This is a genomic window from Kribbella sp. NPDC051137 (assembly GCF_040682535.1).
Classification (GTDB): Bacteria; Actinomycetota; Actinomycetes; order Propionibacteriales; family Kribbellaceae; genus Kribbella; species Kribbella karoonensis.
This window is the reverse complement of record NZ_JBFBBI010000006.1, coordinates 85,135-100,218: the sequence shown is the minus strand read 5'-3', so window position 1 is coordinate 100,218 and position 15,084 is coordinate 85,135. Positions and strand designations below refer to the sequence as shown.

The window sequence follows — 15,084 nt, the reverse complement described above, 5'->3', positions numbered from 1 at the left end:
GGTCAGCCGAAGAAGTCGCGAGCCCATTCCCGGAAGGTGCCCGCGGGCCGGCCGAGGACGCGTTCGACGTCGTCGGTGACGGTCTCCTCGCCGCCCGAGCGGATCAGCTCGGCACCGCGGAGGGCGACCGTCACGACCGCCTCGTCCAGCCCGGCGGCGCGGAGCTGCTCCGCGTAGATCTCCGGCGGTACGTCGACCACGCTCAACGGTGATCCGAGTACGTCGGAGAGCACCGCGACCTGGTCGGGGACGCTCAGGAGTTCGGGGCCCGTCAGTGTGTAGGTCTGCTCGTGGTGATCCGACAGCAGCACCTCCGCGGCGACCGCGGCGACATCGCGCGGATCCACGAAGGCGTGCCTGCCGTCACCGGTCTGGTTCGGGATCGGGTGCCCGGCCTCGATCGCGGGGAGCCAGCGCAGCACGTTCGAGGCGAACCCGGCGGGCCGCAGGATCGTCCAGGTCAGTCCGCTCTCCCGGACGGCGCGCTCGCCGGCCGCGTGCCAGTTCGCCGGCATCTGCTCGTCGGTGCTGCCGATCGCCGACAGCTTCACGATCTTCCGTACGCCGCTGTCCACCGCCGCGTCGACCAGCGCCCGGTCGTGCGCCGGGACCCACGGACCGGGCGCGGTCAGCGCGAACACCGTGTCCGTCCCGTCGATTGCCTTCCGCAACGAGTCCGGGTCGTCGAAGTCGCCCTGTACGAAGGAGTCGTGGGGCTTCCGGGTCATGCCGCGCACCGGCGCCCCGCGGGCCTCCAGTTGCCGGACGAGTTCACTGCCGATGGTGCCGGTCGCACCCGTAACCAGAATCATGCCCGCCACCTTGCCGACGGTCCGGCGACCGGGGATAGGAACTTTCGGTACTACGGAACGCGCCCGCCGGCTGGTTACGCTCGAAGCGTGCACCCGTGGATCGAGACCGTCACGCTGACGCCGGCGACCACGCCGATCACCGTCCTCCCGCCCGACCCGGCGACCACGGTGGTCTGGCGGATGACACCAGCCGGCGACAGCGACGTACTGGTTGCAGGCCCGCGTACGTCGGCGGCGTACCACCCGACCAAGGACCTGCCGGTCTGCGTTCGCCTGCGGATCCGCCCGGGCGGGGTCATCCCGCTGCTGGGCACGTCGCCGGACCAGTTGGTCGACCAGGTAGTACCACTCCACGCCCTCTGCGGCCGCTCGGCAACCACACTCGCCGACGAACTCGTCACCTACCGCCACGAGCCCGACCAGGCGGCGCAGGTCCTGCAGGACTACCTGATTGCCCGGCTGCCGTCGCGGCTGCCGACCCAAGTGGTGCTGGTCCGCGATGCGGCCACGGAGCTGACGGCCCCGCCGCCCGGCGCGGCGATCTCGCCGGTGGACGCCGCTTGCCGGCGAGTGGATGCGGCTGCGGCCCGGCTCGGGGTCAGCGAGCGGTATCTGCGGCGCGTGTTCCGCCAGGCGGTGGGTGTTTCGCCGAAGCACTTCGCGCGGATCGCCCGCGTACGCAGGGTGATCGGCACCCGCCACTCCTGGGCCGACACCGCGGCGTACGCCGGTTACACCGACCAGTCGCACCTGATCGCCGACTTCCGCGCCCTCATGCACGTCACCCCACGGGCCTACGCCACCGGAAACGTCCCACTCAGCACCTGCTGAGGGCCTAGGGCAACGCGTTCCACTGCTCCAACGTGGAAACCAGCAGACTCGTGGTCGGCAGCGAGATGAACTCCGACCGCGTGACGAACCGGGCATCGGACGCGTCGTCGCCGGCCGTGAGTGTCCCGCCGACGGCCGTCGCCTCGTAGTCGCGGATCACGTACAGCTGCCCCCGCGGCCCCGGGCGTTCCACCTCGCCGACCAGGTCGCCGACGACGACCCTCAGCCCGGTCTCCTCCGCCACCTCCCGCGCGACCGCGGCCGGGTCGTCCTCGCCGGGTTCGACGCGCCCGCCCGGGATCGACCACAGTCCCCGCCCCGGCTCGTTCGCACGACGTACGACGAGGAGCCGGTGCTGCTCGTCGTACACCAGGGCCCCAACACAGTCGACGCGCTCCATGCACCCGAAGGATAGAGGCTCTGTGTACAACTACCAGGCCTCGTCGGTGAACGCGGATAGCATCAGCGGTGACACCGACCCCGCGAAGGGACTAGGCCAGCTCGTGCGCATCGACCTGCACACCCACTCGAACCGTTCGGACGGCACCGACCCGGTGGACGTCCTGATCAGGCACGCGCAGCAGGCCGGGCTCGACGTGATCGCGCTCACCGACCACGACACCGCCGACGGCTGGGCCGAGGCGCGGCGCGCCGCCGAGGAGCTGGGGATCGGGTTCGTGCCGGGGCTGGAGATCTCCTGCAAGCTGAACGGGATCAGCGTGCACCTGCTCGGGTACCTGCCGGACCCGTCGTACGCGCCGCTCGCGAAGGACCTGCGGATCGTTCGCGAGGGCCGTACCGACCGGATCCCGGCGATCGTCGCCCGGCTGAACAGCATCGGCGTACCGCTCACCGTCGAGGAAGTGCTCGCCCAGGCGACCGGTACGCCGTCGGTCGGCCGCCCGCACGTCGCCGACGCCCTGGTCGCGAACGGCACCGTGGCGAACCGCACCGAGGCCTTCGACAAGTACCTCGCCGACGGGCGCGCCGGCCACGTCTCGCACTACGCGCTCGAGCCGGGCCACGCGATCGACCTGGTCCGGGAGGCCGGCGGCGTCCCGGTGATCGCCCACCCGTGGGGCCGATCGAGCTACAAGGTGATGACCGAGGACACCCTCGGCCGGCTGGTCCAGGACCACGGCCTGGCGGGGATCGAGGTCGACCACCAGGACCACTCGCCGGAGTCCCGGGAGGCGCTGCGCGCGATCGCGCGGAACCTCGGCATGATCTACACCGGCTCCAGCGACCACCACGGTCTCGGCAAGATCGACCACGACCTCGGCGTGAACAGCACCGAGCCGGAGCAGTTCGACCGGTTGCTCGAGATCGCCAAGGCCAACGCCGTCTCCGCCGACGCCGCGGTACCCGAGGCCTACCTCCCGTGAGCGGTGTCATGAACGTCGGGCTGTTCACGTCGGTCTTCGTCACGCTGTTCGTGATCATGGACCCGCCGGGCACGGTCCCGTTGTTCATCTCGCTGACCGCCGGGCAGTCCCGCGCGGTGCGGAAGAAGGCGGCCTGGCAGGCGGTGCTGGTCGCGTTCGGCGTGATCGTGGTGTTCGCCGCGTTCGGGCAGCAGATCCTGAAGCACCTCGGCATCACGCTGCCGGCGCTGCAGTGCGCGGGCGGCCTGCTGCTCCTGCTGATCGCGCTGCAGCTGCTGACCGACACGGCCGAGGACCCGGTGCAGACCAAGAACGTGAACATCGCCTTCGTCCCGCTCGGTACGCCGCTGCTCGCCGGCCCGGGTGCGATCGTCGCGACGATGGTGTTCGTGCAGCGCGCCAACGGTTCGCTGCCGGACGTGGTCGCGATCTCGGCCGGGATCGTCGCGATCCATCTGGTGATGTGGCTGACGTTGCGGTTCTCCGGCGTGATCATGCGGATCCTCGGCGAGAACGGCGTACTGCTGATCACCCGGATCGCCGGCCTGCTGCTGAGTGCGATCGCCGTCCAACTGGTCGCCGGGGCCGTCCGCGACTTCATCAAGGCGGGGTGAGCATGCTTCCTGGGATGCCGACCCGGCTGTTCGTCGCGACGCCGACGAAGCTGCTGACGTTCGCCGACTGCAAGCGGAAGTACCGGTACACGTACCTCGAGACGCCGCGCCCGCCGAAGGGGCCGCCGTGGGCGCACAACACGGTCGGCGCGATCGTCCACGAGGTACTGGCGGACTTCTTCGGCCGCTGGCCCGCGTCCCGCCGGACGCCGGACGAGGTGGTGGCGAAGATGCGGTCGAGCTGGCGGAGCGAAGGGTTCCGCGACGAGCAGCAGTCGCTGGACTGGCGCGACCGCTCGACCGAGATGGTCCTCGGGTACCTGCGGGACTCCGATCCGTACTACGAACCCCGCGGCGTGGAGCGCACCGTCGCCTTCACCACCGAGCGGGCGTCCCTGCGCGGCCGGGTGGACCGGATCGACGAGCGCCCGGCGCGGGACGGCAGCGGCGGCACCGAGCTCGCGATCGTCGACTACAAGACCGGTCGGCGTCCGCTGACCTCCGTCGACGCGCGCTCCTCGCTGGCGATGGCGCTGTACGTGCTCGGGGCCCGGCGGGTGCTGCACAAGCCGTGCACGCGGGTCGAGCTGCACCATCTGCCGACCAACACCATCGCGGCCGCCGACCACGACGACGCGTCGCTTGCCCGGCACCAGAAACGCGCCGAGTCGATGGCCGACGACGCGGCCGCCGCCGAGGCCCGGTGGGCCGAAGGCCTGACCCCGGCCGAGGCCGACGAGGCCTTCCCGCCCGAGCCGTCGCCCCTGTGCGGCTGGTGCGACTTCGCCAAGATCTGCCCCCAGGGCCGCCGCGAGTCCCCGACCCGGGACCCGTGGGCAGGCCTCGACGACGGCGACCAGACCCCGGTAGCCGACGCAGGCTGACCGCTGTCGGGCGGCATGTCAGCGCCGTGTGCGTGCGGTGCCAGCGGGTGGGTGAACCCTGAGGGTGGACGAAAGGGGTTCGGAAGCATGGGTGCGAAGACTGTGAACAAGCTGGCGGTGCCGGGGGCGACGCTGCACTACGAGATCGCCGGATCGGGCCCGGTGCTGCTGCTGATCGCCGGCGACGGGGCGGACGCGGGCGTCTACTCCGGCATCGTCGGACAGCTCGCGGCGGAGTACACGGTCGTGACGTACGACCCGCGCGGCAACTCGCGAAGCCGGTACGACGGGAAACCGGCGGACGAATCCGTCGCGCAGTCGGCCGCCGACGCGCTCGCACTGATCGACGCGGTCGCCGGTGACGAGCCGGCCGACGTGTTCGGCAGCGGCTCCGGCGCGATCACCGGCCTCGAACTGATCACCCGGCACCCCGATCGGGTCCGGATGCTCGTCGCGCACGAGCCGCTGTGCACCGAGGTACTCGCGGACGCCGCCGACGCGCGGGCGTTCTTCGAGGAGGTCTGCAGCACGTACCACGAGGACGGGCTGACCGCGGCCGACGTGGTGTTCATGATGGGCACCGGGATGGACGGCGACGCGATGCCACCGATGGTCGACCTGCTGCCGGAGTACCGCGAGCTCGCGGAGCGGATGCAGGCGAACGCGGCCAACTTCTACGAGCACAAGCTGTTGCCGTACACCCGGTACGTCCCGGATCTCCCGGCGCTGAAGGCGGTCGCGGACCGCGTCGTACCGGCGGCCGGGCTGGAGTCGTACGCGCACCTGCCGGCGCGGCCGATCGGCGTCATCGCCGATCAGCTCGGCTGGCCGGTGGTGATGTTCCCGGGCGGGCACGGCGGCTACTCCAGCCACCCGGCGCCGTTCGCGACCCACCTCGCACAGCTGCTCAAGACCGACACCTTGTAGGTTTCCCCCGGCACCGGTCCGGGCGCGGGTCTGAGGGGTCCCGCGCCCGGACCGGTTATTTGTTTGACGATTGCGCCGGGGGCGGCGTACCGTCCCTCTCCTGCCTTGACAATCGGCGTGGATCAACCATGCCGTCACAGTGGTGTCCGAACCCCCGGGTCGTTCTCGAACCGGGGCGGTTCTGCGTGCCGCTGTGCTCTCGGACACCACCTTTGCGGTGCGAGAGGAGGTAGTGGTGGGTGTCTACTGGGCGATCGCCGTACGGTCCTTCCGGCGGTTCTCGACGTACCGGATCGCCACCGTGTCGGGCGTGTTCACCAACTCGGTCTTCGGGTTCATCCTCTGCGGCGTGTACCTGACGCTGTGGCGCGAACGGCCCGGGCTCGGCGGGTACGACGTACCGGACGCGCTGACGTTCGTCTGGCTGCAGCAGGGGATGCTCGCGCCGGTCGGGATCTTCGGCGCGACCACGACGAACGAACTCGGGGAGCGGGTCCGCAGCGGTGAGATCGCGGTCGACCTGTACCGGCCGACGCAGCTGCTGCTGTGGTGGCTGTCGGTCGACCTCGGGCGCGCGGTGTTCCAGCTGCTCGCCCGCGGCGGTATCCCGATGGTGATCGGTGCGCTGGTCTTCGACCTCAAGTTCCCTTCCAGTGTGTGGCTGTGGCCGGTGGTGGTGGCCGGGCTGGTGCTCGGGATCGTGGTCAGCTTCACGATCCGGTACCTGGTCGCATTGTCCGGGTTCTGGATCACGGACTCGCGCGGGATGGAGCAGCTCGCGCTGGTGCTGTCGCTGTTCTTCGCGGGCACGATCCTCCCGCTGGTCGCGTTCCCCGGCTGGATCGGTGTGGTCGCGCGCGCGACGCCGTGGGCCGCGACGATGCAGGTGCCGATCGACATCTGGCTCGGCCGGAACCCGGGCGGCACCGGCCAGGCGCTGCTCTTCCAGCTGGGCTGGCTGTTGGTGTTGCTGCTGACCGCGCAGCTCGTCACCTCGCTCGCGACCCGGAAGGTGGTGATCCAGGGTGGTTGAGCGGGTGCTCCGGGCGCCGGCGCAGTACTGGCTGCTGATCGTGATGTGGATCCGGTCCGTGCTGGCGTACCCGGCGTCGTTCGTGCTGATGCTGGTCGGGTCGACGCTGGTCAACCTGACCGACTTCGTCGCGGTGCTGATGATGTTCAGCCACATCACCGCGTTCGGCGGGTTCACCTTCGGCCAGATGGCGTTGCTCTACGCAACGTCCTCGATGGCGCTCGGGCTCGCGGACCTGATCACCGGGTCGGTCGAGCGGGTCGGCGAACGGATCCGGACCGGGGCGTTCGACGCGTACCTGATCCGGCCGGTGCCGGCGCTGCTGCAGACCGCGGCCGACGGGTTCGCGCTCCGCCGGCTGGGCCGTCCGCTGCAGGCCGGGACCGTGCTGGCCATCGCCCTGAGCAAGGTCGACATCGACTGGTCGGTTGCCCGCGGCATCGTGTTCGTGGTGTCGGTGGTCACCGGGGCGATCATCTTCGGGTCGCTGTTCGTGCTCGGCGCCGCGTTCCAGTTCGTCTCGATCGACTCCGCCGAGCTGGCGAACTCGGCGACGTACGGCGGGCAGGCGCTGACCCAGTTCCCGTTGACGATCTTCGGCAAGGAGATCGTCCGGGCCGTCACGTTCGTCGTACCGCTTGCCTTCGTCAACTATTACCCGGTGCTGTTCGTGCTGGGCAAGCCGGCGCCGTTGGGGTTGCCGTCCTGGATCGGTCTGCTGTCGCCGCTGGTCGCCGCGGTGATGGTCGGGCTGGCGTCGCTCGGGTGGCGTGCCGGCCTTCGTCGCTATCGCAGTACAGGGAGCTGAGCTGTGTCAGTCATCGAGTTGCAGGATGTGTCGCGGACGTTCACGGTCTCGTCGCGGACCGGGCTCCGGCGTACCCGCCGTGAGGTGCGGGCGGTCGACGGGCTGTCGTTCACCGTCGAGCCGGGGGAGGTGGTCGGGTACATCGGCCCGAACGGCGCCGGGAAATCCACCACGATCAAGATGCTGACCGGCATCCTGGTGCCGTCCGGCGGCACGATCCGGGTGGCCGGCGTCGACCCGTCGAGGCACCGGCTGAAGCTGGCGAAACGGATCGGCGTGGTGTTCGGGCAGCGGACGACGCTGTGGTGGGACCTGCCGCTGAAGGACTCGTTCGCCGTACTGCAGAAGATGTACGACGTACCACTCGCGCGGCACCGGGAGAACCTGGCGACGTTCGTCGAACTGCTGGACCTGCGCGACCTGCTGGACGTCCCGGTCCGGCAGTTGTCGCTGGGCCAGCGGATGCGCGGCGACATCGCGGCCGCGCTGCTGCACGACCCGGAGATCGTCTACTTGGACGAGCCGACGATCGGGCTGGACGTGATCAGCAAGGCCCGGCTTCGCGAGTTCCTCGCCGAGGTGAACGCGGAACGGCGTACCACGATCATCCTCACCACCCACGACCTCGACGACATCGAGGCGCTCTGCACCCGCGTGATGGTCATCGACCACGGCCACCAGATCTTCGACGGCACCCTCAGCGGCCTGAAGTCCAGCCAGTCCGCCCCGCGCACCCTGATCGTGGACCTCGCCACCTCACTCCCACCCGTCGAGGTCACCGGCGCCACCGTCACCAAGGTCGACGGCCCCCGCCAGTACCTGACCTTCCCCACCACGACCAGCGCCGCCCCGTTACTGGCCGAGCTCGCCGCCAACTACCCGCTCGTCGACCTCTCCGTCTCCGAACCCACCATCGAGTCCGTCATCACCCAGCTCTACACCGTCCCCGGCTCCGTCGACTAGCCAAGATCAGCAGCCAACGAGGCGAAGACAATCTCCGGATCCATCCCCTCAGGATCCTCCCGCCACCGCCGCACCGAATCCGCGAACTCCCCCTCGTCCACCGTCCCGACCCCGGCCGCGATCAGCCGCTTGGCCTCCGCAATCCCGATGTCGACGTACTGCAAACCGTTCAGGAAGTAGTAGTCATGCCGGGCACCCTCGTTGTAACGCGTCAGCGTGCCGTCTACTCGTTGGACCCGGCGGCCATGGCGAGAACGTCGGCCGGCGGCAACGGACTCTGGTCGGCGCGCCACATCGCGATCGTGTCCGGGTCGTCGAGCGTGCCGACACCCTGCGCGATCAGGCGTCGGGCCTCCGCGGTGCCGATCTCGTCGTACGTGAAGTTGCGGACCATGTAGAAGTCGTTGCGCAAGGCATTGTTGTTGTGGAACATCCCGGTGTTCGCCACGTACGTGTACATCACCTCGTGCGCCAGCGCGGCGACCCACACCTGGCGGTCGTCTTCCGTGACCAAGTAGAGCTTCATCGCGCGATCCCATCCGTCTTCTTGTCGAGGGTGGTGGAGCGTGGCATGTGCTGTCCGCGGGGTGCTGCTCTCCGTCGAGTGGCTGCCGGATCCTGCCTGGAGTCACTGTAGTTGTTGACAGCAACGCGTGCTCCGGCCAACTGCGTCAGCCCGTCGATCCCTCGCGGGGGCTTCAAAACCTCCGAGGCTTCGGCGCAGCGGCGTCGTGCCTCGGCACGTTCGTCGGGCGTCGCGGTAGAGCTTCGCTCGATCTCGTACCACCGCGTTGTCGCCTCCTTGACCTGAGCGGACGCGACGGAGTGGAACTGGACTTCGATCCTCGGACAACCAGGGATGGTCATGCCGGCGTGCAGACCTTTGTATCTCGAACCGTCGGTGTACGAATGCATCGCCGTTCGGACCCGCCAGTCGTGATCGTTGAGCGCGTCGGCGGTACGCCGGGCGGCCGCCACCAGTTCGTCCGGACTCTCGGTCAGCACCGTGTACCGCAGCAGGTCGTCGATCGGGCGCCGTGAGTCGGCGGCGCGCCAGTCCACGATCTTCCGGGCGAGGGAGTCTGGGGACTTCACGCGGCGGTCGAGTTGGTACGGGGTGGTCCCTGGTGGGAGTGCGGCGAGGAACTGGCTGGTGACGGTGGGCTCGACTGTGGTGGCGTGTTCCAGGAGTTGCAGGCTTTCACGGGTTGCCCGGTCGCCGTACAGGCGGGCGATCTCGGCTGTGGAAGGCAGGCTGTCGCCCCAGTTGAGTGGGCGCGAGGCCTCGAAGGCCTGGTGGAGGCTGGTGGGGTCGCATGGGGGCGGCATCTGGTTCTCCCTGAGCTGTCGTCCTTGGACGGTAGAGACCTGGGGAGGGGTTGTGGGGTGGGTTTGGGGGATCTGTGGATAACTCGGGTGGGTTACGGAATGGGGTGGGTGGGTGACGTGGGGGTGGTGGGGGTCGTTGTGTGCGGGTAAGGAGCCGGGCGGATGTGCGGGATCGGGGGTAGAGACGGTATGCCGACGATGGTGGGTGCGGTGGTGGGGGTTTCGGGGCCGCCGCCGGGGGACGTGGTGGGGTTCGGCGACTGGGTTCGGCCTTGGCTGGGGGCGATGGCGCGGTTGGCGGGGCGGTTGGCGGTGGGGGCCGACCGGGACGAGGTGGTTCAGGACGCGCTGGCGCGGGCCTGGCGGAAGCGGGGGCAGTACGACGCTTCGCGGGGTACGCCGGCCGCCTGGTTGCTGGTGATCACCGCGGATCAGGCGCGGAAGGCGGTACGGCGGACCCGGCCGGGGCTGGTGGCGCTCTGGGACGGGGAGGACTGGGAGCGGCCGGAGCTGGATGCCCGGACGGACGTGGAGGACGCGATCGCGGGGTTGCCCTCGCGGCAGCGGCTGGCGGTGGACTGCTACTACTTCGCGGAGCTGTCCACCGCCGAGACGGCCGCGGTGATGGGGTGCTCCGAGGGCGCCGTGAAGTCGGCGTTGTCGGATGCCCGGGCCCGGCTCCGGGTCCGGCTGGAGGTCAGCGAATGAGTGTGGAGGCTGTGCGATGAACCCCGTCGACGAGATGGACGACCTGCTCAAGCGCGCGGGCGCCCGCTGGCGGGCCGACCAGGTGCATCCCCCGGAGCCTGATCTGGAGCGTATTGTCGACGGCAAGCGGAAGAGCTGGATTCCCGCGGTGGTCGCCGCGAGTGTTGCCTTGGTCGTCGCGGGTGCTCTCGCCGTACTGCCGAACAACACCGCAGGAGGGGTCGCGGCGATGAACAGCGAGCCATCCACAGCGCCGTCCCTGCTGGTCAAGCCAGGGGACCGCGTGCAGGTCAGCGGCCTGGTGATCGCAGCGCCGGGCACGACGCCGGTGTTCTGTGCGCTCGAGGACGGGTTTGGCGTCGGCTACGCGCCAGGAGACGAACCGGCGCCGACTTGTGCGCCGGAGTTCTCGATCGCGCTGACAGGGGTTGATCTGGATCGGCTCAGCGACGCGAAGACGACGAGGGGCGTGCGGAGCGGGCGAGCGAAGCTGGTCGGGATCTGGGGCGACCGGACGATCGACGTCCAGGAGCAGTCGGCGCCCGAGGCCCGGACCCCGTGGACGTTCCCGAAGCTGCCGTGCCCGGCGCCGGACGGCGGTTGGGTGTCGAAGCCGAGCAACATCTACTCACCCGCGGTGACCGCGTTCCTGGACGCCCACGCCGACCAGATCTACGGGCCGGTCATCCACTACCCGAACGGCCACTCGCGGAACGCCCCCGTGGTGATCATGGTGGGTGTCGCACACGGTGACCTGGACGCGTTCCGGACGGCCTTCGAGAAGGTGTACCGCGGGAACCTCTGCGTCGCGCCGGTGCTGCTGAGCCGCACCGACAACGAGCGGATCCAGAGCGCGCTCGTCGAGCTGACGTCGGACAAGTCGCTCGGCATCCTGGCTGTCGCCGGTTCGGGCCCGACCGGCGGCCGGATCGGGGTCCCGCTGATCGCGTACACCGAGCAGGTGCGGTCCGCCTTCGCGCCGATCGGCCTCGACGACATCGAGGTGGAACCGATCGTCAAGCCGGTCGCCTGACCGCGTCGGTAAGAATCTTTCGACCACGGTCGAAACGGCGGACGTCACCGTCGTCCCATGTCATCGTGTGAGCATCCGTCCGCCCACGGTGAGGTAGGGACCCATGGCCAAGTTTGCGACCGCCGCCGTCGGAGTTGCCACGTTGGTGGTGTCGGCGTTCCTGCCGATCGCCGGTGACCACGTCGCCGCCGGTACGGCGACCACCGGCGCGGCAGTCGCCGACGTACAGTTGCCGGCCCCGCCGAACACGGCGCGGAACCCGGTCCGGGAGAACGCCGCCGACCCGTGGATGGTGTTTGCCGAAGGCAACTACAACCTGCTGTACACCCACGGGGACAAGCTCGTCGGCGTGACGGCGCCCTCGGTCGACGGCCTGGCCGCCGCCCCGGAGCAGACGCTCTGGCAGCCGCCGCCGGGGGAGGCGTGCTGCAACCTGTGGGCGCCGGAGATCCACCAGCTCGACGGCAAGTGGTACCTGTACTACACCGCCGACGACGGTACCGACTCGCAGCACCGGATGTTCGTCCTCGAGGCCGACCATCCGATGGGCCCGTACGCGTTCAAGGCCAAGCTCGACACCGGTGACTACCACTCGATCGACGGCAGCGTCCTGCAACTTCCGGACGGCCGCCTGTACCACCTCTGGTCGAGCGGCCGCCCCGACGGGCAGAACCTGTATATCGCCCCGATGAGCAACCCGTGGACGATCAGCGGTCCGCCGGCTCTCCTGGCCCGTCCCGACCAGCCGTGGGAGCAGAACGGCCGGAAGGTGACCGAAGCCCCGAACGCCCTTGTCCACAACGGCAAGGTGTACGTCTACTACTCCGGCAGCGCCTGCGAGTCTCCCGACTACGCACTCGGCCTACTCGAACTCACCGGCACCGACCCGCTGGACCAGAGCGCCTGGACCAAGTCCGGCCCGGTGTTCAAGCGCAATGACGCCAACTGGGTCTTCGGCACCGGCCACAACGGCTTCTTCACCTCCCCAGACGGCAAGGAGACGTGGCTCGTGTACCACGCCGTCACCAGCTCCAGCGGTACGCCGACCGGCAGTTGCAGCGCGGGCCGCTCCGTACGGATCGGCAAGGTCACGTACGACGCAGCCGGCAAGCCCCAACTCGGTACGCCGGCCGCCGCCTGGACCACGATCACGCTGCCCTCGGGAGATCCGGGCGCCGACATCGTTGCCGACGGCCTCTACGAGATCTCCCCGAAGAACGCGCCCACGAACCGGCTGGAGGTGGACGCGTGCTCGGCCGCCGACGCCGCGACCGTCCAGGTCTACACCCGGATCGCGGACAGCAGATGCCAGAAGTGGCGACTCAGCTACCTCGGCGACGGCTCGTACAAGTTCCTCAACAACGACAGCGGAAAGGCGCTCGACGTCGCCGGATGTTCCGGTGCGAACGGCGTCAAGGTCATCCAGTGGCCGTACTGGGGCGGTGACTGCCAGGAGTACTACCTGGACGCGATCGGCAACGGCTACTACAAGGTGACGTCGAAGGTCGGCGGCCGCACCCTGGACGTCGGCGGCTGCTCCACCGCCCCCGGAGCAGACGTCGACGTCTGGCCGTACTGGCAGGGCGACTGCCAGCAGTGGAAGCTGGAGAAGGTCGGATGAAGCGCTGGATCGCGGCCCTCGCCGCCGTCGCCCTGGTCGCCTTCGGCCAGCACGCGACCGCCAAGGAACAACAGCAGACTCAGCAGGCCTTTCCGGACGTGAAGACCCGGACGAAGGGCATCATCCCGCCGGGCGGCATGCTCAGCTCGAAGACCGGCGGGAACACCATCGACGCCGAGCTCCGCGAGGAGACGCCGCGCGCCGACGGCCGGCACCACTACGACTCCCGCAAGCTGGTCGAGCGCCTGAAGGCGATGCACGTCAACACGTACCTGTTCGGCATCTGGGAGTCGCCGACCGACTGGGACGACCTGCGCAGCGAGTTCGCGCCGCTCGCCCGCGCGGCCGGGATCGACATCTGGGTGGATCTGGTCCCGCCGAGCGAGTGCCAGACCGACCGGCCGGAGGGCGCGTACCTCGAGGGCTACTGCTCGCGCCCGTTCAAGCTCGACTTCATCGCCTGGGCGCGGAACATCGCCACGCTGTCGCTGCAGTACCCGAACATCAAGGCCTGGCAGGTCGACGACTTCCTGGTCGCCGAGAACGCGAAGCTGTTCACGCCCGACTACCTCGGCAAGGTCAAGGCGACCCAGGACGCGATCAACCCGAACCTCGGCCTGCTCACCACGATGTACCGCTGGGACTACAGCGACGCGAACCTCGACCGGCTGGCCCCGTACATCGACGGCGCGATCTTCCCGTACCTCGGCGGCTCACAGAGCGCCAGCGACCCGCGGTACGTCGCCGCCCAGCTCGACGAGCTCCGGGCCAAACTCAACCCGCGGCACCTCGACCTGATCCTGCTGCTCTACACCGACCGCTTCCTCGACGCCGCGCTGCCTCCGACTCCGGAGGCGGTGAACCAGGAGCTGAAGCAGGCGATGCCGTACGCCGCCGACGGCCGGATCGGCGGGATCATCGCGTACGGGGCCCCGGTGAACTACGACCGCCGCCCGACGATCGCCTCGAACAACCTGGCGCAGACCGGTGACGGCCGGCTGAGCTTTGCCCAGGGCAACTACACGACCGCGGCCGCCGGCGGGTACGCCGAGGCGTCCCAGCAGGTCACCGTCGACCCGAACGCGGGCAGCTGGAAACTCGACTTCGCGACCTACGACCAGGTCAGCCGGACACCGTCGAAGTCCGGGAAGCTCTTCAAACAGGTGCTGGTCGACGACAAGGTCGTCTGGCAGTCCGACGTCGCCGACGAGTTCGGCTTCACCTGGGCCCCCGCCTCGGTCGACCTGACCGCGGCGCTGAAGGGCAGGACGACGGCCAAGCTCAGCCTCCGCCTGTACGCCCAGGCCGCGGCGAACTTCCCGATCGACGTCGAGTTCGACAGCCTGGTGCCGACCGGGTTCACCGTGCAGAACTTCGGTTTCGAGGACGTCAACCCGGCGACCCGTGCGTGGCAGCTCAACCAGCAGAGCGCGAGCATCGTCGGCTCGTTCGAGAAGGTCACCCCGCACCAGGCGAAGGACGTGTACGACGTGATCTCCGCGGCGTTCGCCGGCGCGGACGCTCCCGCCGTACCGACGACGCCGTCCGACCCGATCCCGAGCAACCTGCCGCGGACCGGGGCGCCGTACCAGCCCGGTGGCGCGAACACGATCCACAACAGCGCGATGTACGGCAAGGGCCGGTTGAGCCTGTTCGTGCCGGAGAAGACCGCGACCGGGACGAGCACCTGCATCTGGGCCGAGCAGCGGATGGCGGTGGACCCGAACGCGCCGCGGTACGAGATCTCCTGGTGGGACTACGACGAGTACGCCGCCGACCTGTTCGGGTACCACCTGAAGCAGGTCCTGATCGTCACGTCGAAGGGCAAGAAGCTGCTCAGCAACGTCGACGCGGCGAGCGCCCCGAAGCTGTGGATGAACGGTCAGGGCGGCTGGGGACCGATCGACGTCACCGAGTTCGCCCGCGGCGAGAGCTCCGTCGTCCTGCAGTTCGCGCTCTGCGAGCAGCAAGGCGTCGGCGACTACATGATCGACGTCGGGTACGACGACATCACCGCCGTCGGGCTCACCGTGACGAACGGCGACTTCGAGCAGGGAACCACCGGATGGACGATCGTGAGTCCCCATCCGGGCATGCAGGCCAAGGTCGTCACCGCACCCTGACCCAATACTCCTG

At 69.4% G+C, this 15,084-nt stretch carries 17 protein-coding genes; 12 read left to right on the top strand and 5 right to left on the bottom strand.

Features of this window, described 5'->3' with window-relative positions:
• Positions 1–2: 2 nt before the first annotated feature.
• Positions 3–812 (bottom strand): SDR family oxidoreductase, encoded by an 810-nt coding sequence (locus tag AB0M51_RS30985; protein WP_344193192.1) that lies wholly within the window; start codon positions 810–812, stop codon positions 3–5.
• Between the two features lie 87 nt (positions 813–899).
• On the opposite strand from AB0M51_RS30985, the gene AB0M51_RS30980 reads away from it, so the two are divergent.
• The gene (locus AB0M51_RS30980; protein WP_344193194.1) at positions 900–1,643 is read left to right on the top strand and encodes a helix-turn-helix domain-containing protein; all 744 of its coding nucleotides are present in this window, start codon (positions 900–902) and stop codon (positions 1,641–1,643) included.
• A 4-nt stretch (positions 1,644–1,647) separates the two neighbouring features.
• On the opposite strand, the gene AB0M51_RS30975 is transcribed toward AB0M51_RS30980, so the two are convergent.
• Positions 1,648–2,043, bottom strand: a complete 396-nt coding sequence (locus tag AB0M51_RS30975; RefSeq protein WP_344193196.1) for an NUDIX domain-containing protein — start codon at positions 2,041–2,043, stop codon at positions 1,648–1,650.
• Between the two features lie 22 nt (positions 2,044–2,065).
• On the opposite strand from AB0M51_RS30975, the gene AB0M51_RS30970 reads away from it, so the two are divergent.
• The 7 genes from AB0M51_RS30970 (at position 2,066) to AB0M51_RS30940 (ending at position 8,257) form a co-directional block, all read left to right on the top strand.
• Complete coding sequence (locus AB0M51_RS30970) at positions 2,066–3,028, top strand: PHP domain-containing protein (protein WP_344193198.1); 963 nt, start codon at positions 2,066–2,068, stop codon at positions 3,026–3,028.
• An 8-nt stretch (positions 3,029–3,036) separates the two neighbouring features.
• Positions 3,037–3,642: a MarC family protein gene (locus AB0M51_RS30965; RefSeq protein WP_209696011.1), complete on the top strand. Its 606-nt coding sequence runs from the start codon at positions 3,037–3,039 to the stop codon at positions 3,640–3,642.
• A gap of 14 nt (positions 3,643–3,656) precedes the next feature.
• Entirely contained in the window at positions 3,657–4,526 is an 870-nt protein-coding gene (locus AB0M51_RS30960; RefSeq protein ID WP_344193203.1) for a PD-(D/E)XK nuclease family protein, read from the top strand.
• A gap of 87 nt (positions 4,527–4,613) precedes the next feature.
• On the top strand, positions 4,614–5,453 hold the full coding sequence (locus AB0M51_RS30955) for an alpha/beta hydrolase (protein ID WP_344193205.1): 840 nt from the start codon (positions 4,614–4,616) through the stop codon (positions 5,451–5,453).
• Between the two features lie 235 nt (positions 5,454–5,688).
• On the top strand, positions 5,689–6,486 hold the full coding sequence (locus tag AB0M51_RS30950) for an ABC-2 family transporter protein (protein ID WP_344193208.1): 798 nt from the start codon (positions 5,689–5,691) through the stop codon (positions 6,484–6,486).
• Positions 6,479–7,294, top strand: coding sequence for an ABC-2 family transporter protein (locus tag AB0M51_RS30945; protein ID WP_344193211.1), 816 nt, complete (start codon positions 6,479–6,481; stop codon positions 7,292–7,294). The genes AB0M51_RS30950 and AB0M51_RS30945 overlap by 8 nt, the downstream gene beginning before the upstream one ends.
• A 3-nt stretch (positions 7,295–7,297) precedes the next feature.
• Positions 7,298–8,257, top strand: a complete 960-nt coding sequence (locus tag AB0M51_RS30940) for an ATP-binding cassette domain-containing protein (RefSeq protein ID WP_344193213.1) — start codon at positions 7,298–7,300, stop codon at positions 8,255–8,257.
• Here the strand turns inward: AB0M51_RS30940 and AB0M51_RS30935 are convergent.
• Genes AB0M51_RS30935 through AB0M51_RS30925 form a run of 3 tightly spaced genes read right to left on the bottom strand, consistent with a single transcriptional unit; the run spans position 8,254 to position 9,586 of the window.
• Positions 8,254–8,421, bottom strand: a complete 168-nt coding sequence (locus AB0M51_RS30935; RefSeq protein WP_363751599.1) for a hypothetical protein — start codon at positions 8,419–8,421, stop codon at positions 8,254–8,256. The genes AB0M51_RS30940 and AB0M51_RS30935 overlap by 4 nt on opposite strands.
• 59 nt (positions 8,422–8,480) lie before the next feature.
• Positions 8,481–8,783: a hypothetical protein gene (locus AB0M51_RS30930; RefSeq protein ID WP_363751597.1), complete on the bottom strand. Its 303-nt coding sequence runs from the start codon at positions 8,781–8,783 to the stop codon at positions 8,481–8,483.
• On the bottom strand, positions 8,780–9,586 hold the full coding sequence (locus AB0M51_RS30925; protein ID WP_363751595.1) for a hypothetical protein: 807 nt from the start codon (positions 9,584–9,586) through the stop codon (positions 8,780–8,782). The genes AB0M51_RS30930 and AB0M51_RS30925 overlap by 4 nt, the downstream gene beginning before the upstream one ends.
• A 189-nt stretch (positions 9,587–9,775) precedes the next feature.
• Here AB0M51_RS30925 and AB0M51_RS30920 point away from each other — a divergent pair, with 189 nt between their 5' ends.
• The 4 genes from AB0M51_RS30920 (at position 9,776) to AB0M51_RS30905 (ending at position 15,071) form a co-directional block, all read left to right on the top strand.
• Positions 9,776–10,294, top strand: a complete 519-nt coding sequence (locus AB0M51_RS30920; protein ID WP_363751593.1) for a sigma-70 family RNA polymerase sigma factor — start codon at positions 9,776–9,778, stop codon at positions 10,292–10,294.
• A gap of 16 nt (positions 10,295–10,310) precedes the next feature.
• Positions 10,311–11,327, top strand: a complete 1,017-nt coding sequence (locus tag AB0M51_RS30915) for a hypothetical protein (RefSeq protein WP_363751591.1) — start codon at positions 10,311–10,313, stop codon at positions 11,325–11,327.
• A gap of 103 nt (positions 11,328–11,430) precedes the next feature.
• Complete coding sequence (locus AB0M51_RS30910; protein WP_363751589.1) at positions 11,431–12,948, top strand: family 43 glycosylhydrolase; 1,518 nt, start codon at positions 11,431–11,433, stop codon at positions 12,946–12,948.
• A complete protein-coding gene (locus AB0M51_RS30905; RefSeq protein ID WP_363751587.1) occupies positions 12,945–15,071 on the top strand; it encodes a hypothetical protein in 2,127 nt (708 codons plus the stop codon). Before AB0M51_RS30910 ends, AB0M51_RS30905 begins: the two co-directional genes overlap by 4 nt.
• Positions 15,072–15,084 lie beyond the last annotated feature (13 nt).

Coding starts and splice junctions, on each gene's coding strand:
- AB0M51_RS30905 (WP_363751587.1), top strand. CDS start 12,945: ATGAAGCGCTGGATCGCGGCCCTCGCCGCCGTCGCCCTGGTCGCCTTC.
- AB0M51_RS30930 (WP_363751597.1), bottom strand. CDS start 8,783: ATGAAGCTCTACTTGGTCACGGAAGACGACCGCCAGGTGTGGGTCGCC.
- AB0M51_RS30960 (WP_344193203.1), top strand. CDS start 3,657: ATGCCGACCCGGCTGTTCGTCGCGACGCCGACGAAGCTGCTGACGTTC.
- AB0M51_RS30915 (WP_363751591.1), top strand. CDS start 10,311: ATGAACCCCGTCGACGAGATGGACGACCTGCTCAAGCGCGCGGGCGCC.
- AB0M51_RS30985 (WP_344193192.1), bottom strand. CDS start 812: ATGATTCTGGTTACGGGTGCGACCGGCACCATCGGCAGTGAACTCGTC.
- AB0M51_RS30955 (WP_344193205.1), top strand. CDS start 4,614: ATGGGTGCGAAGACTGTGAACAAGCTGGCGGTGCCGGGGGCGACGCTG.
- AB0M51_RS30910 (WP_363751589.1), top strand. CDS start 11,431: ATGGCCAAGTTTGCGACCGCCGCCGTCGGAGTTGCCACGTTGGTGGTG.
- AB0M51_RS30965 (WP_209696011.1), top strand. CDS start 3,037: ATGAACGTCGGGCTGTTCACGTCGGTCTTCGTCACGCTGTTCGTGATC.
- AB0M51_RS30925 (WP_363751595.1), bottom strand. CDS start 9,586: ATGCCGCCCCCATGCGACCCCACCAGCCTCCACCAGGCCTTCGAGGCC.
- AB0M51_RS30920 (WP_363751593.1), top strand. CDS start 9,776: ATGCCGACGATGGTGGGTGCGGTGGTGGGGGTTTCGGGGCCGCCGCCG.
- AB0M51_RS30975 (WP_344193196.1), bottom strand. CDS start 2,043: ATGGAGCGCGTCGACTGTGTTGGGGCCCTGGTGTACGACGAGCAGCAC.